At 55.7% G+C, this 15500-nt stretch carries 18 protein-coding genes; 16 read left to right on the plus strand and 2 right to left on the minus strand.

Translation table 11 applies throughout. The annotated features are described in order from the left end of the window. Nucleotides 1-6: 6 nt before the first annotated feature. Complete coding sequence (locus Ga0074115_RS01845; protein WP_057955289.1) at nt 7-369, minus strand: hypothetical protein; 363 nt, start codon at nt 367-369, stop codon at nt 7-9. A gap of 20 nt (nt 370-389) precedes the next feature. Further along, nucleotides 390-626, minus strand: a complete 237-nt coding sequence (locus Ga0074115_RS16105) for a hypothetical protein (RefSeq protein ID WP_157292605.1) — start codon at nt 624-626, stop codon at nt 390-392. A 27-nt stretch (nt 627-653) separates the two neighbouring features. Between Ga0074115_RS16105 and Ga0074115_RS01850 the strand changes: the two genes are divergently transcribed. The 16 genes from Ga0074115_RS01850 (at nt 654) to Ga0074115_RS01925 (ending at nt 15485) form a co-directional block, all read left to right on the plus strand. Next, complete coding sequence (locus Ga0074115_RS01850; protein ID WP_005958833.1) at nt 654-1433, plus strand: ParA family protein; 780 nt, start codon at nt 654-656, stop codon at nt 1431-1433. Between the two features lie 23 nt (nt 1434-1456). Further along, the gene (locus Ga0074115_RS01855) at nt 1457-2347 is read left to right on the plus strand and encodes a ParB/RepB/Spo0J family partition protein (RefSeq protein ID WP_057955288.1); all 891 of its coding nucleotides are present in this window, start codon (nt 1457-1459) and stop codon (nt 2345-2347) included. Between the two features lie 96 nt (nt 2348-2443). Beyond that, nucleotides 2444-2821 (plus strand): ATP synthase subunit I, encoded by a 378-nt coding sequence (locus tag Ga0074115_RS17195; RefSeq protein ID WP_057955287.1) that lies wholly within the window; start codon nt 2444-2446, stop codon nt 2819-2821. 17 nt (nt 2822-2838) lie between these two features. Further along, nucleotides 2839-3699 carry a F0F1 ATP synthase subunit A gene (gene atpB, locus Ga0074115_RS01865; RefSeq protein WP_057955286.1) on the plus strand — a complete coding sequence of 287 codons (861 nt, stop codon included), beginning with the start codon at nt 2839-2841 and terminating at the stop codon, nt 3697-3699. A gap of 48 nt (nt 3700-3747) precedes the next feature. Then, nucleotides 3748-3981, plus strand: coding sequence for a F0F1 ATP synthase subunit C (gene atpE / locus Ga0074115_RS01870; protein WP_005958839.1), 234 nt, complete (start codon nt 3748-3750; stop codon nt 3979-3981). 55 nt (nt 3982-4036) lie between these two features. After that, complete coding sequence (locus tag Ga0074115_RS01875; protein WP_057955285.1) at nt 4037-4507, plus strand: F0F1 ATP synthase subunit B; 471 nt, start codon at nt 4037-4039, stop codon at nt 4505-4507. Between the two features lie 5 nt (nt 4508-4512). Continuing rightward, nucleotides 4513-5052 carry a F0F1 ATP synthase subunit delta gene (locus Ga0074115_RS01880; RefSeq protein WP_057955284.1) on the plus strand — a complete coding sequence of 180 codons (540 nt, stop codon included), beginning with the start codon at nt 4513-4515 and terminating at the stop codon, nt 5050-5052. Nucleotides 5053-5065: 13 nt separating this feature from the next. Next, a complete protein-coding gene (gene atpA / locus Ga0074115_RS01885; RefSeq protein ID WP_057955283.1) occupies nt 5066-6607 on the plus strand; it encodes a F0F1 ATP synthase subunit alpha in 1542 nt (513 codons plus the stop codon). Between the two features lie 42 nt (nt 6608-6649). Continuing rightward, entirely contained in the window at nt 6650-7510 is an 861-nt protein-coding gene (gene atpG / locus Ga0074115_RS01890) for a F0F1 ATP synthase subunit gamma (protein WP_057955282.1), read from the plus strand. Nucleotides 7511-7582: 72 nt separating this feature from the next. Then, entirely contained in the window at nt 7583-8959 is a 1377-nt protein-coding gene (gene atpD, locus Ga0074115_RS01895; protein ID WP_005958850.1) for a F0F1 ATP synthase subunit beta, read from the plus strand. Nucleotides 8960-8980: 21 nt separating this feature from the next. Then, a complete protein-coding gene (locus Ga0074115_RS01900; protein WP_005958852.1) occupies nt 8981-9403 on the plus strand; it encodes a F0F1 ATP synthase subunit epsilon in 423 nt (140 codons plus the stop codon). Between the two features lie 66 nt (nt 9404-9469). Next, the gene (locus Ga0074115_RS01905; RefSeq protein WP_057955281.1) at nt 9470-9958 is read left to right on the plus strand and encodes an FKBP-type peptidyl-prolyl cis-trans isomerase; all 489 of its coding nucleotides are present in this window, start codon (nt 9470-9472) and stop codon (nt 9956-9958) included. A 326-nt stretch (nt 9959-10284) separates the two neighbouring features. After that, a complete protein-coding gene (gene glmU / locus Ga0074115_RS01910) occupies nt 10285-11652 on the plus strand; it encodes a bifunctional UDP-N-acetylglucosamine diphosphorylase/glucosamine-1-phosphate N-acetyltransferase GlmU (protein WP_057955280.1) in 1368 nt (455 codons plus the stop codon). Between the two features lie 20 nt (nt 11653-11672). Further along, the gene (glmS, locus tag Ga0074115_RS01915; protein WP_057955279.1) at nt 11673-13505 is read left to right on the plus strand and encodes a glutamine--fructose-6-phosphate transaminase (isomerizing); all 1833 of its coding nucleotides are present in this window, start codon (nt 11673-11675) and stop codon (nt 13503-13505) included. A 10-nt stretch (nt 13506-13515) separates the two neighbouring features. Then, nucleotides 13516-13863: a glucosamine--fructose-6-phosphate aminotransferase gene (locus Ga0074115_RS01920; RefSeq protein ID WP_232432851.1), complete on the plus strand. Its 348-nt coding sequence runs from the start codon at nt 13516-13518 to the stop codon at nt 13861-13863. 23 nt (nt 13864-13886) lie between these two features. Next, nucleotides 13887-15485, plus strand: coding sequence for a hypothetical protein (locus Ga0074115_RS01925; protein ID WP_057955278.1), 1599 nt, complete (start codon nt 13887-13889; stop codon nt 15483-15485). The last annotated feature ends 15 nt before the right edge of the window (nt 15486-15500 follow it).

Raw genomic sequence — 15500 nt, forward strand, 5'->3', positions numbered from 1 at the left:
AGTTGCTCAGGAGGAGCGCTTGCCACGCAGTGTGGAGTGAGTGGCAGTGGAGTTCTCGTCTCGGCTGAATTGATGCCAGCGCCGGTAGAGCAGCAAGATTATGGTTGAGATCAGCGAAAAGAGCAGAAAGCCACGAACCGCGGGATTGGACTCTGTCTGGTCCAGGCTAAAGTTAGCGGGCGTTGTCTGAGTCATGGAGAGGAATGGGCTTGAAGCGCCTGTTGGTTGATTTGAGTCTGAGTGCAACAGGCTCGATATCCGCAGCAACATCACCTGCTCAGATGTCGGTGAGTTGAATATCTGAGCTGTCGGCACACCGGCCAACAGTATGCCAGGGCCGGTGAGCAGCAGCAGAACAGTGATCAACATGGACCTACAGGCGGGCTTTCTCATCGCAGCTGGATCCTCAGTAAAGTGGCATGCACCGCCATATCGACTGGTATAGTTGAAGGCTTAACGCTTTGAGAATCTATTTCGTTTTGGGATGTTTTATAGATGAAAAACTGTTCTGGATAGGTGTTTGTGGCGATATTTTCGAGAGAATCGGCAGTTTTTCCCGATTGACTGCTGGTGGCAGGTACCACATTCGCTCCCCTGCCGTTATCATTAGCCGCCTTGTCGTTCAATCCCTTTCCATCGAGTGAGCAACCAAAATGGGCCATGTAATCACCATCGCAAACCAAAAGGGTGGCGTTGGCAAGACGACCACTGCGGTCAATCTCGCGGCAGGCCTGGCCAGCTATAACAAGCGGGTGTTGCTGATCGACCTGGATCCCCAGGGCAATGCCAGCATGGGTTGTGGGATAGATAAACATCAGCTGAAGAAATCGAGCTGTGATGTGTTGCTGGGGGACGCCAAGCTAAATGAAGCGGTGCTGGCGGCTCCCGATTCGGGCTTTGATGTGTTGCCCGCGAATGGGGATTTGACTGCAGCAGAGGTTGGCCTGATGAGCGCCACGCTCAGAGAAAAACGGCTACGGTTGGCGTTATCCAGTACCCAGGAGAATTACGATTTCATCATCATCGACTGCCCGCCCTCGCTGAATATGCTCACGGTGAATGCGTTGGTGGCAGCCGACGGGGTACTGATCCCGATCCAGACTGAATACTATGCATTGGAAGGTTTGTCGGCGCTGATGGGCACGGTGAACCAGATTCAGGAGCATCTCAACCACGATCTACGTATCGAAGGGATAGTGCGCACTATGCACGATCCGCGCAACAATCTTGCGGTGGATGTATCAAACCAGCTTACAGGTCATTTCAGCTCAAGCGTTTTCGAGACCATCATCCCGCGCAACGTGCGGGTGGCCGAAGCGCCGAGTCATGGTAAGCCGGTTTTGCGTTATGATAGCGCCTCCCGCGGCGCGAGGGCCTATCTAGCGCTGGCTGCCGAGCTGCTGGGGCGCCACCATGTGGCGGTAAGTGCATAACCTTCCCCGAAACGGATAGATCGATGGTGACAAAAAAACGCGGCCTAGGCAGAGGGCTCGACGCACTTCTCGGCGGCATGACTCCGCTTGGAGACAGTGACTCGACAGCTTCCGCGGACTCAACCAGCGTTATCGAGAACCTGCAGCGACTGCCGCTCGATCTGATCCAGCGGGGCCGTTACCAGCCACGCCGGGAGTTTGATCCCGACAGTCTGCGTGAACTAGCCGATTCTATCGCTGCCCAGGGGGTGATTCAGCCGGTGGTGGTGCGTCCGGTGGAGAGTGGGCGCTATGAGTTGATCGCGGGCGAGCGCCGCTGGCGCGCCTCACAGCAGGCTGGGCTGGATGAGATCCCGGTGGTGATCAAAGAGGTCACCGAACAGGCGGCGATGGCGATCGGCCTGATCGAGAATATCCAGCGTGAAGACCTCAATCCGCTAGAGGAGGCAAATGCCCTGAGCCGGCTACTGCTGGAGTTCGATCTGACCCACCAGGAGGTGGCTAAGGCGGTGGGCAAATCCCGCACCACTGTCACCAACCTGTTGCGCCTGCTGGACCTTAAAGAGGACGTAAAAGCTCTGGTTGAATCGGGTCGGATCGAGATGGGCCATGCGCGAGCGCTGTTAGGATTAAAGGGTGAACAGCAGAGCGAGGCCGGCCAGCTGGTGGTCTCCCGCGGGCTTACCGTGAGAGAGACTGAGCGGCTGGTGCGCAAGATGCAGGAGCAGGGAGAAAAACCTGCCAAGCCGATCGCTGCTGAGCAGGACCCGGATGTGAAGCGCCTGCTGAATGATCTGACCGAGCGATTGGGTGCGAAGGTTGATATCAAGCAGAGTGCCAAAGGCAAGGGCAAGCTGGTCATTGCCTACAATAGCCTGGACGAGCTGGAAGGTATCCTGGCGCATATTAAATAGATTTATCATGATATTTCATGATATTTGACAGTATATTCTGAAGCCCCTATAGTCCACGCCACTTTGCGATGTGGCTGGAGAGGGCCGGGGTCTGGAGTGCGGACTATCGGCGATAATAGCCAGATACGCAGGATCATCCTGATACAGATGGGGTTCTCTCTGTTGCTGGCGCTGGTACTATTTCTGTTTGGAAAAGTCCATGCTTGGTCAGCATTGACAGGTAGCTTAATCGCCACGTTTGCGAACGCCTTCTCAGCGAGTAGGATTTTTGTGCACTACCGCGCACAAGAATCGAGTAAGATACTCGCCCGGATATATGGAACAGAGTTACAGAAACTCCTCTTGACGGGGATGATGTTCGCGGCCGCGGTCATTTTGGTTGATCCTCTGAATATCGCTGTAGTGCTCGGGGCATACCTATTCGTACAGGTGCTGATCCCCCTTTTGGTGTTAACATTTTCTGATCACGTGTAGCCAAGGTTAAAAAGAACATGGCAGGCGAAACCCTGACTTCTGGTGAGTACATCAAACACCATCTAACCAATCTGACTTATGGTCAGCATGCTGATGGTTCCTGGGGCATCGCCCACAGCGCAGCAGAGGCCAAAGAGATGGGCTTCTGGGCGATTCATCTGGATACCATGTTCTGGTCAATCGGCTTGGGTGTGCTCTTCCTCTACTTTTTCAAAAAAGCAGCCGATGCAGCGACCGCCGGTATTCCCGGTGGACTGCAGAACTTTGTTGAATGGATAGTCGAGTTTATCGACATTAGCGTACGCGGCTCCTTTCGTTCGAAGAACGACATGGTTGCGCCGCTGGCGCTGACAATCTTTGTCTGGATCTTTCTGCAGAATCTGATGGATCTGGTGCCGGTAGATCTGATCCCCTGGTTCACCAATCTGCTTGGCATCCACTTTATGAAAGTTGTGCCATCGACCGATCCCAATGCCACTTTTGGTATGGCTATCGGCGTCTTCACTTTGGTGATCTTCTACACCATCAAGATTAAAGGGGTTGGCGGTTTTGTCGGTGAACTGACGCTACAACCCTTCTCGTCGAAGAATCCAGCCGTCAATGCGCTGTTCATCCCGATTAACTTCATCCTCGAATTTGTCAGCCTGATCGCCAAGCCGATCTCTCTCGCACTGCGACTCTTCGGTAACATGTACGCTGGTGAGATGATCTTCATCCTCATCGCCATTATGTACAATGCTGGCGTTATGTTCGGCCTGTTTGGCGGTGCACTGCAACTTGGCTGGGCTATCTTCCATATCCTGATCATCACGCTACAGGCGTTCATCTTTATGACCCTGACCATTGTCTATCTAGATATGGCGCATAACGAACACTGATTTCTTTTCAATATTTCCATTATTTGATTCGATAAACGGGAGACCAAAATGGAACAAGCACTGCTGTACATTGCCGGCGCAATAATGATGGGCCTGGGTGCTCTGGGTGCCGCTGTAGGCATCGGCGTACTCGGTGGCCGCTTTCTTGAGGGTGCTGCTCGTCAGCCCGAACTTATTCCCATGCTGCGTACCCAGTTCTTCATCGTGATGGGTCTGGTTGACGCCGTGCCCATGATCGCTGTGGGTCTGGCCATGTACGTACTGTTCGCGGTTGCCGGGTAATCTGGGCTGACTGTCGAACGGAATATCCTCTCGTTACAACCGAGGTAATTCCGGGATGAACATCAATCTGACTCTATTTGGTCAGCTCATCTCTTTCATGGTGTTTGTGTGGTTCACGATGAAATACGTGTGGACCCCGATGATGGGCGCACTCGATGCCCGCAAGAAAGAGATTGCCAGCGGCCTTGCCGCCGCTGAGCGTGGTCAGCACGAGCAGGAGCTTGCTCAGGAACGTGCCAAGGGTGCGCTACACGAAGCCAAGAGCCAGGCGGCCGAAATCGTCACCCAGGCGCAAAAGCGTGCTGCCGAGATCGTCGACGAGGCGAAAGAAAATGCGCGCATCGAAGGTGATCGTATCCTGACCGCGGCACAGGCGGAGATCGAGCAGGAGACCAACCGTGTCCGTGAGCAGTTGCGGGAAAAGGTTGCCGAACTGGCGGTGGCTGGTGCGGAGAAGATCCTGCGCAAAGAGATCAACGCCGATGCCCATAAGGACATCGTTGAAGCCCTGGCTAAAGAGATATAAAGGCTATGGCAGGAGACGCTAGCACAATCGCCCGCCCCTATGCCGAGGCGGTGTTCGATCACGCAGAAGAGAAGGGTAACCTTGACCTCTGGTCCGACATGCTCTCTTTCCTTACCGCTGTGGTGGAAGAGCCCATCCTGGCAGCTGTTATCCGTGACCCGATGTTTGAGCGTGCACAGCTCACCGACCTAATGTTGGAAATCAGCGGTGGCCGGATCAACGAAGAGGGCGCAAATTTGGTGAAGCTGCTGGTCGAGAATGGTCGCCTGCTTGTGGTGCCAGAAATTACGGCCATGTTTGAGCAGCTGAAGGCCGAGAGCCAGCGCATGCTGAAAGTGCATGTACGTTCTGCATACGTGCTTAAGCCGGCCCAGGAAAAGCAGATAGCCGCAGCCCTCAAAGCCAAGCTCGGGCGCGACGTCACCGTCACCAGCGAGAAAGACCCGGAACTGATTGGCGGAGTCCACATCCGCGCAGGTGATCTGGTTATCGACGGCTCAGTGCGCGGGCAACTGCAGCAACTGGCGAACGAATTGGGAATCTAAGCGAGAAGCCATCATGCAACTCAATCCATCCGAGATCAGCGAACTGATCAAAAATAAGATCGAGAAATTCGATCTCAAGACCGAGGCCCGTAACGAGGGCACGATCATCAGTCTCACCGACGGTATCGCCCGAATTCATGGCCTTGAGGACGTGATGTCCTATGAGATGCTGGAATTCCCGGGCAACACCTATGGCCTGGCCCTCAACCTGGAGCGTGACTCCGTGGGTGCCGTGGTGCTGGGTGACTACAAGCACCTCACTGAGGGTGATGCAGTCAAATGCACAGGTCGCGTTCTCGAGGTACCGGTAGGTGAAGGCCTACTGGGGCGCGTGGTGGACTCCCTGGGTAACCCGCTTGACGGTAAGGGCGAGATCAAGGCATCCGGTAGCGCCACCATCGAAAAGGTGGCTCCTGGCGTTATCGAGCGTAAGTCGGTTGACCAGCCGGTGCAGACCGGTATTAAGGCGATCGACGCCATGGTGCCGATTGGTCGCGGCCAGCGTGAGCTGATTATTGGTGACCGCCAAACCGGTAAGTCTGCGGTGGCGATCGACGCCATCATCAATCAGAAAGGCACCGGCGTTAAGTGTATCTACGTGGCGGTTGGGCAGAAAAACTCGACTATCGCGCAGGTGGTGCGAAAGCTGGAGGAGCATGGCGCGCTGGAGCACACCATCATTGTCGCCGCCCCCGCTGCCGACTCTGCCGCGATGCAGTTCCTGGCCCCCTACGCCGGCTGCACCATGGGCGAGTACTTCCGCGACAAGGGCGAAGATGCTCTGATCGTTTACGATGATCTGACCAAGCAAGCTTGGGCCTACCGCCAGGTTTCCTTGCTGCTGCGTCGTCCACCAGGTCGTGAAGCCTATCCTGGCGATGTGTTCTACCTGCACTCCCGTCTGCTGGAACGCGCGGCGCGCGTCAATGCCGATTTCGTTGAAAAGGCCACCAACGGTAAAGTCAAAGGCAAGACCGGCTCCCTGACTGCGCTGCCGATCATCGAGACCCAGGCTGGTGACGTATCCGCTTTCGTACCGACCAACGTGATATCCATCACCGATGGCCAGATCTTCCTTGAGGCGGATCTGTTCAACTCCGGTATCCGCCCGGCGATCAACGCCGGTCTGTCGGTCTCCCGTGTGGGTGGCTCAGCGCAGACCAAGATCATCAAGAAGCTCGGCGGTGGTGTGCGTCTAGCCTTGGCCCAGTATCGTGAACTGGCGGCTTTCTCCCAGTTTGCCTCCGATCTAGACGAGGCAACCCGGGCCCAGCTGGAGCGTGGAGCCCGCGTCACCGAGCTGATGAAGCAGAAACAGTACTCCCCACTGAGCATCGCAGAGATGGCGGTTTCCCTGTTCGCGGCCAACGAAGGCTTCCTGGACGATGTGGAGACCAGCAAGATTGTCGACTTCGAAGCGGCACTGCATGGCTACATGAGGAGCAGCCAGAAAGCGCTCCTGGATAAGATCGATGAGTCCGGTGACTACAACCCTGAGATTGAGCAGGCGCTGAAGAATGCGCTGGAAGATTTCAAGGCAAACCACACCTGGTAACTGCGATAATCGTTAGTTCGACCTAATTAGGGTTATTTAGATATGGCAGGCGCTAAAGAGATACGCACCCAGATCGCCAGTATCAAAAACACGCGCAAGATTACCAGCGCGATGGAGATGGTAGCGGCCTCAAAGATGCGTAAGGCCCAGAACCGGATGGATGCGACCCGACCTTATGCGGAGAAGATGCGTAATGTTATCGGTCATCTATTCCATGCTCATCCGGAATACCGCCACTCATTTATGAAGGAGCGTGAGGTCAAACGGGTCGGGTATATCGTCATCTCCTCCGATCGTGGGTTGTGTGGTGGTCTTAACAGCAACCTGTTCCGGAGACTGTTGAAAGAGATATCGGCTCAGCGTGAGGAGGAGGTTGAGATAGACTTCTGCATCATCGGCAGCAAGGCCGCTGGTTTCTTCGGCCGCTTCGGTGGAAATGTGCGCAGTCAGGCGACCCAGCTGGGTGATGTGCCCCATCTTGAAGATCTCATCGGTACCGTGAAGGTGATGCTGGATGCCTATGAGGCGGGCGAGATCGATCGCATCTATGTGGCATACAATCGCTTTGTCAACACCATGACTCAGGATCCGTCGATCGAGCAGCTGGTGCCAATTGCTGCGGAGACAGAGCAGGAGTTGAAACACCACTGGGACTACATTTACGAGCCGGATTCCAAGGAAGTGCTCGACAATCTGCTGAGCCGCTATGTTGAATCCCTGGTCTACCAGGCGGTGGTGGAGAATGGCGCCTGTGAACAGTCTGCGCGGATGGTGGCGATGAAGGCCGCATCGGACAACGCCGGTGATCTGATCAATGAGTTGCAGCTGATCTACAACAAGGCGCGCCAGGCAGCGATTACCCAGGAAATCTCTGAAATCGTCGGTGGTGCTGCAGCGGTTTGATCTCCCGCACAGTAATAAAGAATTTAGTTTTAAACTTTAGAGAGTCGCCTGGAGCGGCAAGAGGAACCAGAAATGAGTTCGGGCAAAGTGGTTGAAATCATCGGCGCCGTGGTGGATGTACAATTCCCCACTGGTGAGATGCCGAAGGTCTACGAGGCACTGAAGATCAACGAAGCCAACCTCACTCTGGAAGTTCAGCAACAGCTGGGTGACGGGGTGGTGCGTACCATTGCCATGGGTTCTACCGATGGCCTGAAGCGTAACGTTGAGGTCGAATCGACTGGCGCACCGATCACTGTCCCCGTTGGGCAGGGGACTCTAGGCCGCATCATGGATGTGCTTGGTAACCCGGTAGATGAGGCAGGCGAGGTCAAGTGCGACAGCCGCATGCCGATCCATCGTTTGCCGCCCAAATTTGAAGATCAGGCATCAACTACCGAGATCCTCGAGACCGGTATCAAGGTTATCGACCTGATCATGCCGATCTCCAAGGGTGGTAAGGTGGGTCTGTTCGGCGGCGCGGGTGTGGGCAAGACTGTTACCCTGATGGAGTTGATCCGCAACATCGCGGTCGAACACTCCGGCTTCTCCGTATTCGCCGGTGTTGGTGAGCGTACCCGTGAGGGTAACGACTTCTACCACGAGATGCATGAAGGTGGCGTACTCGACAAGGTGGCCCTGGTCTACGGCCAGATGAACGAGCCGCCCGGCAACCGTCTGCGTGTTGCGCTGACCGGCCTGACTATCGCGGAGAACTTCCGTGACGAAGGGCGTGACGTGTTGATGTTTGTCGACAATATCTACCGTTACACCCTGGCGGGTACCGAGGTATCTGCACTGTTAGGCCGTATGCCTTCCGCAGTGGGTTACCAGCCGACTCTGGCGGAAGAGATGGGTACGCTGCAGGAGCGCATCACCTCTACTAAGACCGGTTCCATCACCTCCTTCCAGGCCGTATACGTACCGGCGGATGATCTGACGGACCCCTCCCCCGCCACCACCTTCGCTCATCTGGATGCGACCCTGGTGCTCTCCCGTCAGGTTGCCGAGTTGGGTATCTACCCTGCCGTGGACCCGCTGGACTCCACCTCACGTATCCTCGACCCTAACGTCATCGGTCAGGAGCACTACGATACCGCACGTGCCGTTCAGGGTACCTTGCAGCGCTACAAGGAGCTAAAGGATATCATCGCCATTCTCGGTATGGACGAGCTCTCCGAAGAGGACAAACTGGTAGTACAGCGCGCGCGTAAGATTCAGCGCTTCCTCTCCCAGCCCTTCTTCGTGGCTGAGGTGTTCACCGGTAGCCCGGGTAAGTATGTCAGTCTGAAAGACACCATCGCTGGCTTCAAGGCGATCGTTGCCGGTGAGTACGATCATCTGCCGGAGCAGGCCTTCTACATGGTCGGATCGATCGAGGAAGCTGCCGAGCGTGGTGGCGACGTCTGATTCCGACGGGAGTGTAAAGCTATGGCCATGACCATACATGTCGATATCGTCAGCGCGGAGGGTGAGATCTACTCAGGCCTTGCCGAGATGGTCTACGCCCCCGCAGTGATGGGCGAAGTGGGCATCGCCCCCCGTCACACCCCGCTGGTCACTCGCCTCAAACCAGGTGAGGTGCGTGTCATGTCTGCTGATGAGATGCAGCATTTCTACGTCTCTGGGGGCATCCTTGAGGTGCAGCCCCATGTGGTCACCGTGTTGGCAGATACCGCGATTCGTGCCCACGACCTTGATGAAGCCGCCGTCCAGGAGGCGAAAAAGCGCGCTGAAGAGGCGATGCAGGACAAGTCTGCTGAATTTGAATATGCGAAAGCGCAGTCAGAACTTGCGGAGGCGGTTGCGCAATTACGGGCAATCGAGCGAATTCGTAAAAGCACTAGCGTCTAGATCAACGTTTTAACCCCAAATGGAGAAGGGGCTGCTGCTTCAGCAGCCCCTTGTTTAGTTTCTGCTATGACAAAAGAAAGTATTAAGACGGGAAAGTTTGTCTCCCTCACCTACTCCATTTCGGATACTGAGGGCAACGTACTCGAACAGAGCGACCTGCCGGTCACCTATATCCATGGAGGAGAGACCGAACTCATCGGTGGTATGGATAAGGCGGTGGCCGGTCACACCGAAGGTGATGAGGTCAAATTAACAATCGAACCCAAAGATGGTTTTGGTGATCACGATCCGACCCTGACATTCACCGATGATCTGGAAAACGTCCCACCGGAGTTTCGCAAACTGGGGGCAGAGGTGCAGATGCAGAACGCGGAGGGTGAGACTAAGAGTTTCTTCGTCACCAAGATTGAGGACGGCAAACTGACCGTAGACGGTAACCATCCGCTGGCCGGCAAGCGGCTGCTGGTGAAGGTGAAGATTCTCGAGGTGCGCGACGCAACTCGTGAGGATGCCCAGTCTATCGGCATACCGGGCCAATCAACCACCCTCAACTGATCCCTTTTTAGCACCGGTTCACGATTGTGCAATCGGTGCAGCACGATTCTCCTTCCGGGGATGCGCTCATCCTGTGCTCCCGCTATACTCCTTCGCCAGTGGAGGCGCGCCCAAAGGCCCATCAAGATGGTCGGGCAGCAGATGACTCTCCCTCTCTTGGACCATTCAGGGAATGGATGAGATAGGTCAAGCGGCAACCAGAATTCGCTTTTGCAGATATGCAATTTAAAACCAATCTCGACCGAATAAACTGATGTGATGGTAAAGGTGCGCTTTAATCTCCCGCTTTTTTCGTTACTCCCCGAGCCCATTTTTCCGGAGCCTTCATGAAACTTGGAGTTCTGATCCTCGCCGCTGGTCAGGGTACGCGTATGCGCTCGAACCTACCGAAGGTTCTACACAAACTGGCAGGCCAGCCACTGCTGGAGCATGTGGTCAAAGCGGCGCAACAGCTCGAACCTGAGCAGACCACTATTATCTACGGCCATGGTGGAGAGCAGGTGCGCACAGCGCTGCAGCATTACCCCCTTGCTTGGTGTGAGCAGCGCGAACTGCTGGGTACAGGACATGCGGTAATGCAGGCGGAGTCCCAGCTAGCGGATCTGGATGCAGTACTGATCCTCTATGGTGATGTGCCGTTGATCGACACTATGACCATCCGGAATATGGTGGAGCATCTTTCGCAGACGGATCTGGTGCTGCTGACGGTCTCCCTTAACGACCCGAGCGGTTATGGGCGGATAGTGCGCGACAATCACGGCAAGGCGGTACGAATTGTCGAGCAGAAAGATGCTACTCAGGATGAGCTGGAGATCGCTGAGATCAACACCGGCATCATGGCGCTCAATCGGGTTCGTCTAGATGGCTGGCTGAGGGAGATCGAAAACGACAACGCACAGAAAGAGTATTATTTGACCGATGTCATCGAGCTGGCCGTTAACGATGGCGTCGATGTTTTCACGGTCAACCCAAACAGTGAGGAAGAGGTGATGGGCGTCAACGATCGAGTGCAACTATCCCACCTGGAACGCCACTATCAGCGCGAACTTGCCGAAAAGCTGATGCAGTCTGGTGTGACCATAGCCGATCCTGCGCGCATCGATATCCGCGGCGAACTGAAGGCTGGCAAGGATGTCTTTATCGACTGCAATGCCATCTTCGAGGGCGAGGTGGAGCTGGGTGACGGTGTCACCGTAGGTCCAAATGCGCTGATCAAAAATTCAAAGATCGCCGAGGGTGTGCAGATCAACGCTAATTGCGTGATCGAAGATGCAGAGATTGGTGCCAACTCCCGTATCGGCCCGTTTGCCAGGATTCGCCCCGAGACCCATCTGGCCGATTCGGTGCATGTCGGCAACTTCGTCGAGGTGAAAAAATCTGAGGTCGGCTCTGGCAGCAAGATTAACCACCTGAGTTATATCGGCGACAGCATCATCGGCAGCAAGGTGAATGTTGGTGCTGGCACCATCACCTGTAACTATGATGGCGCCAACAAACATCAGACAGTAATCGGTGACAACGCCTTCATCGGCTCAGACTCACAGCTGGTGGCGCCGGTGATCATCGGCGAAGGCGCGACCATTGGCGCAGGTTCCACCGTTACCCGAGATGCACCATCGAGCACCCTGACCCTGAGCCGAGCCAAGCAGATCACGGTGGCAGGCTGGAAGCGTCCGGAAAAAAATAGCAAATAAGATTCACGGAGTAGATCTCAATGTGTGGCATTGTTGGTGCTGTCGCCCAGCGCGATGTGGCCCCCATCCTGCTGGAGGGCCTGAAACGACTCGAATATCGAGGTTATGACTCGGCCGGCCTGGCGGTCATCAGTGAGACGGACGCTATTACCCGTCACCGGGCGCTGGGCAAGGTGCGGGAGCTGGAGCAGATCCTTGAGCAGGAGCCGCTGCCAGGCAAGCTTGGTATCGCCCACACCCGTTGGGCCACCCACGGCGAGCCCTCGGTGCGTAATGCCCATCCGCACGTCTGCAAGGGACGGGTGGCACTGGTGCACAACGGCATCATCGAAAATCATGAGGCGTTGCGCCAATCACAAACACAGCAGGGCCATAGCTTTAGCTCCGACACCGATACTGAGGTCATCGTCCATGCCATCTATAACGAACTGGAGCAGGGCGTTGATCTGCTCGATGCGGTGCGCAACACCACAAGACTGCTGGATGGTGCCTATGCACTCGGTGTGATTAACACCGCCGATCCCGGACGCCTGATCACCACCCGCCACGGTAGCCCGCTGGTGATCGGCCTCGGCATCGGTGAAAATTTCATCGCCTCAGATGTGTTTGCGCTGCTGCCGGTGACGCAGAAGTTCATCTTCCTCGAAGAAGGTGACATTGCAGAGCTGACCCGTCTTGGTGTCAACATCTACGACAAGGACGGTAAGCGGGTCGAGCGGCCGATCAAAGAGTCGGGGTTGTCTGCCGATGCGGTGGAGCGCGGTGAGTTCCGCCACTACATGATGAAGGAGATCTACGAGCAGCCTCGTGCGATCGCCGACACCTTGGAAGGCCGCATCACCAGCACAAAGGTATTGCCAAGCAGCTTCGGACTAGGCGCTGAGGCGCTGCTGAGCGAGGTGAAGGCGGTGCAGATTGTCGCCTGCGGTACCTCGTACCATGCCGGTTTGATCTCCCGCTACTGGTTTGAATCCCTCACTGGCCTGCCCTGCAACGTGGAGGTGGCCAGCGAGTACCGCTATCGAAAACACTATGTGCCGAAGGATTGCCTGTTTGTCACCATCTCCCAGTCGGGTGAGACGGCAGATACCCTGGCGGCCCTGAAATTGTCAAAGGAGCTGGGCTACGCTAAATCCCTGTCGATCTGTAATGTGCCGGAGAGCTCGTTGGTGCGCGAGTCAGATCTGTCTCTGCTGACCCACGCGGGACCGGAGATCGGTGTCGCCTCGACCAAGGCCTTTACCACCCAGCTGGTGGCGTTGCTGTTTCTGGTCTCAGTGCTGGGGCGCTACAACGGCATGGATGAGAAGGCCGAGGCCGGTCGGGTAGAGGCGATGCGCAGCCTGCCCGGCAAGCTCGAGTCGGTGCTGGAGCTGGATGAGGAGATCAAGGCGCTGGCAGAGCGCTTCACCGACAAGAACCATGCCCTGTTCCTCGGTCGCGGCGACCAGTATCCGGTGGCGATGGAGGGTGCGCTGAAGCTGAAGGAGATCTCCTATATCCATGCCGAGGCCTACCCGGCCGGTGAGCTGAAACATGGCCCGCTGGCGCTGATCGACAATGAGATGCCGGTAATCGCGGTGGCGCCCAACAATCAGCTGGTGGAGAAACTTAAATCGAATCTGGAAGAGGTGCGCGCCCGCGGTGGTGAACTGTTCATCTTTGCCGACGAGCGTCTCGAGATTGAATCAGAACCGGGCGTGACCGTGATCAAGGTGCCGCATTCTGATGGTTTGATCCAGCCGATAGTTTTCACCGTACCCTTGCAGTTGCTGGCCTACCACGTGGCAGTACTTAAGGGCACCGATGTGGACCAGCCTCGCAACCTGGCGAAATCGGTGACTGTGGAGTGAACAGGACGGAATGAGCTTACGCTGCAGCATGGTAACACTGCCCAATGCCCTCCAGGCTTGGGGGTCTGAGCGCTTTTCACAGATCCTCAAGTCTGAGCTTGAGAGCCTTAGCAGTGGTTCGCTGCCGCTGGAAAAGGGGATCTCGCAGGGTGGTCTGGTCGACGACAGCAATATCTCTGTGACAGTGCTGAACTTCAGTGAAGTGGAAGACGCCATCCGTGTCATGCTGGGCGTCTTTTTCACCGAGATCGTCGGCGGTTGCAGTTGTGGCGACGATCCGCTAGAGGCGAACGGCTATTGTGAGCTGAGGCTGGAGATTAACAAGTCGACCGCGGAAGCTGGGTTCAAAGTCGTGTGATGCGGCGGGCTGAGCCCAGCTAGATGTCTTCCACTAATCCCGTCAAAGCCCTTCCATACCCTGGCGATGTCCTGCTGCTGTTCGCCATGTTGTCGCCGTTTGTGCTATTCGCCTTGCTTGCGCAAGCACAGCAACTGGTGAATTTCTTTCCGGATGATGCCTTCTACTATCTGCAGACGGCAGACCAGTTGCTTCTACGCGGATTTCCTACCTTCGATGGACTAAATCCTACCAACGGCTTTCATCCGCTGTTTTTTCTGCTGGTAACATTGACGGATCTGCTGACGGGCAAGGCAGCCCTGATGCAAGGCCTGTTTCTGCTGAATACCCTGTTTATTGCGCTGAGCATCATCTTGATGATGCAGTTCTTGGCGCGGTTCCCGAGTATGCTGCGCAGCCTGCTACTCCTGCTACTCCTGCTACTCCTGCTACTCCTGCTGCTAATGTTGCCCGTCTATCTGCTCTATTTCTGGATGAGCGCAGGAATGGAGGCGAGCTTGGTGCTGCTCTGTTTTCTGCTGTTTGTGCATGCCTGGTTGAAGGCGCAGCAAGCCGCATTTGAGGATCGCCGCTGCAACCTGCTGCTGAGTGGAGTCATCTCACTGCTGATGCTGGCCCGCTTGGATATGGTGATCCCGCTGGCGGTATTTATCGCAGGGCTTGGCTGGTACGGGCTGAGCCATTGGCAATCCAATGGTGGTTATACGAGCCGGAAAATGGTTGTCGAAGTGCTGCTGCTGCCACTGCTGGTCGGCTTTGCTTATCTGACTTTTAACTATGCAACCACAGGCCATATGGTTCCGATCAGTGGTTTGATCAAGCAGCATTATTTCATTCCCTTCTCAATCTCCTGGAATGCAGTGACAGGAGGTGGAAAGATGGTGCTGCAGCTGCTGGTGATTGCGCCGTTTTTCTTGGCACTGCTCGCCCTGTTTTTTGTTAACAGGGTGCGGCTCAATAGCAATAGAGCCAATGCGATAACGTTTCTGCTGACGAGCTTGGCGCTGCTGCTCTATGGCCTCTATCTGGCTTTCTATGCCTCGAACTTTTTTCACTGGTATCTCGCCATGCCATTTGCAGCTGCAGCCTATCTGCTGGTGCAATTGGCAGGATTGATAAAGATTGAGAGGGTTCGCCTCAACGGGCGAAGTGGCCGGCTGATACTTTTATTGTTATGTGCCTTGATCGGTACAAGTGCCAACAGCGCCTTTCTCGCATGGACTGGCTGGAAGCGCCAGTCAACCTCATACCATCTAATGCAGGCTGCCAAGCAGCTGGACCGGCTTGGTGATGAGAGCGTGCGGGCCGCCACCTTCGATGCGGGCGCCATCGGTTTCTTCTCCAGGCATCAGGTGATTAATCTGGATGGGTTGGCGAATAGCCACGACTACTTTTTTAACTACCGGCTGCCGGGGCGACTGCAGGAGTACCTGCAACAGCAGCAGGTAGACTATCTGCTAGTACGGGATGGTCACCTGGAAAATCGCGAGGAGGTTTTGAGTGGAGACTATAGCCATGCCCGCTACCTGCCCGATCCACGCATTCGTCTGGCTAGACAGGACGAGCAGTTTCGCTACTCTATTCCCGGTGGCTTCACCGTGATTGCTTATCGATACCGATGATATCTCAGCTTGCAT

The organism is endosymbiont of Ridgeia piscesae (genome assembly GCF_001443665.1).
In the GTDB taxonomy this organism is placed as follows: Bacteria; Pseudomonadota; Gammaproteobacteria; order Chromatiales; family Chromatiaceae; genus Endoriftia; species Endoriftia persephonae.

Coding starts and splice junctions, on each gene's coding strand:
- Ga0074115_RS01845 (WP_057955289.1), bottom strand. CDS start 369: ATGTTGATCACTGTTCTGCTGCTGCTCACCGGCCCTGGCATACTGTTG.
- Ga0074115_RS01850 (WP_005958833.1), top strand. CDS start 654: ATGGGCCATGTAATCACCATCGCAAACCAAAAGGGTGGCGTTGGCAAG.
- Ga0074115_RS01855 (WP_057955288.1), top strand. CDS start 1,457: ATGGTGACAAAAAAACGCGGCCTAGGCAGAGGGCTCGACGCACTTCTC.
- atpB (WP_057955286.1), top strand. CDS start 2,839: ATGGCAGGCGAAACCCTGACTTCTGGTGAGTACATCAAACACCATCTA.
- atpE (WP_005958839.1), top strand. CDS start 3,748: ATGGAACAAGCACTGCTGTACATTGCCGGCGCAATAATGATGGGCCTG.
- Ga0074115_RS01875 (WP_057955285.1), top strand. CDS start 4,037: ATGAACATCAATCTGACTCTATTTGGTCAGCTCATCTCTTTCATGGTG.
- Ga0074115_RS01880 (WP_057955284.1), top strand. CDS start 4,513: ATGGCAGGAGACGCTAGCACAATCGCCCGCCCCTATGCCGAGGCGGTG.
- atpA (WP_057955283.1), top strand. CDS start 5,066: ATGCAACTCAATCCATCCGAGATCAGCGAACTGATCAAAAATAAGATC.
- atpG (WP_057955282.1), top strand. CDS start 6,650: ATGGCAGGCGCTAAAGAGATACGCACCCAGATCGCCAGTATCAAAAAC.
- atpD (WP_005958850.1), top strand. CDS start 7,583: ATGAGTTCGGGCAAAGTGGTTGAAATCATCGGCGCCGTGGTGGATGTA.
- Ga0074115_RS01900 (WP_005958852.1), top strand. CDS start 8,981: ATGGCCATGACCATACATGTCGATATCGTCAGCGCGGAGGGTGAGATC.
- Ga0074115_RS01905 (WP_057955281.1), top strand. CDS start 9,470: ATGACAAAAGAAAGTATTAAGACGGGAAAGTTTGTCTCCCTCACCTAC.
- glmU (WP_057955280.1), top strand. CDS start 10,285: ATGAAACTTGGAGTTCTGATCCTCGCCGCTGGTCAGGGTACGCGTATG.
- glmS (WP_057955279.1), top strand. CDS start 11,673: ATGTGTGGCATTGTTGGTGCTGTCGCCCAGCGCGATGTGGCCCCCATC.
- Ga0074115_RS01920 (WP_232432851.1), top strand. CDS start 13,516: ATGAGCTTACGCTGCAGCATGGTAACACTGCCCAATGCCCTCCAGGCT.
- Ga0074115_RS01925 (WP_057955278.1), top strand. CDS start 13,887: ATGTCTTCCACTAATCCCGTCAAAGCCCTTCCATACCCTGGCGATGTC.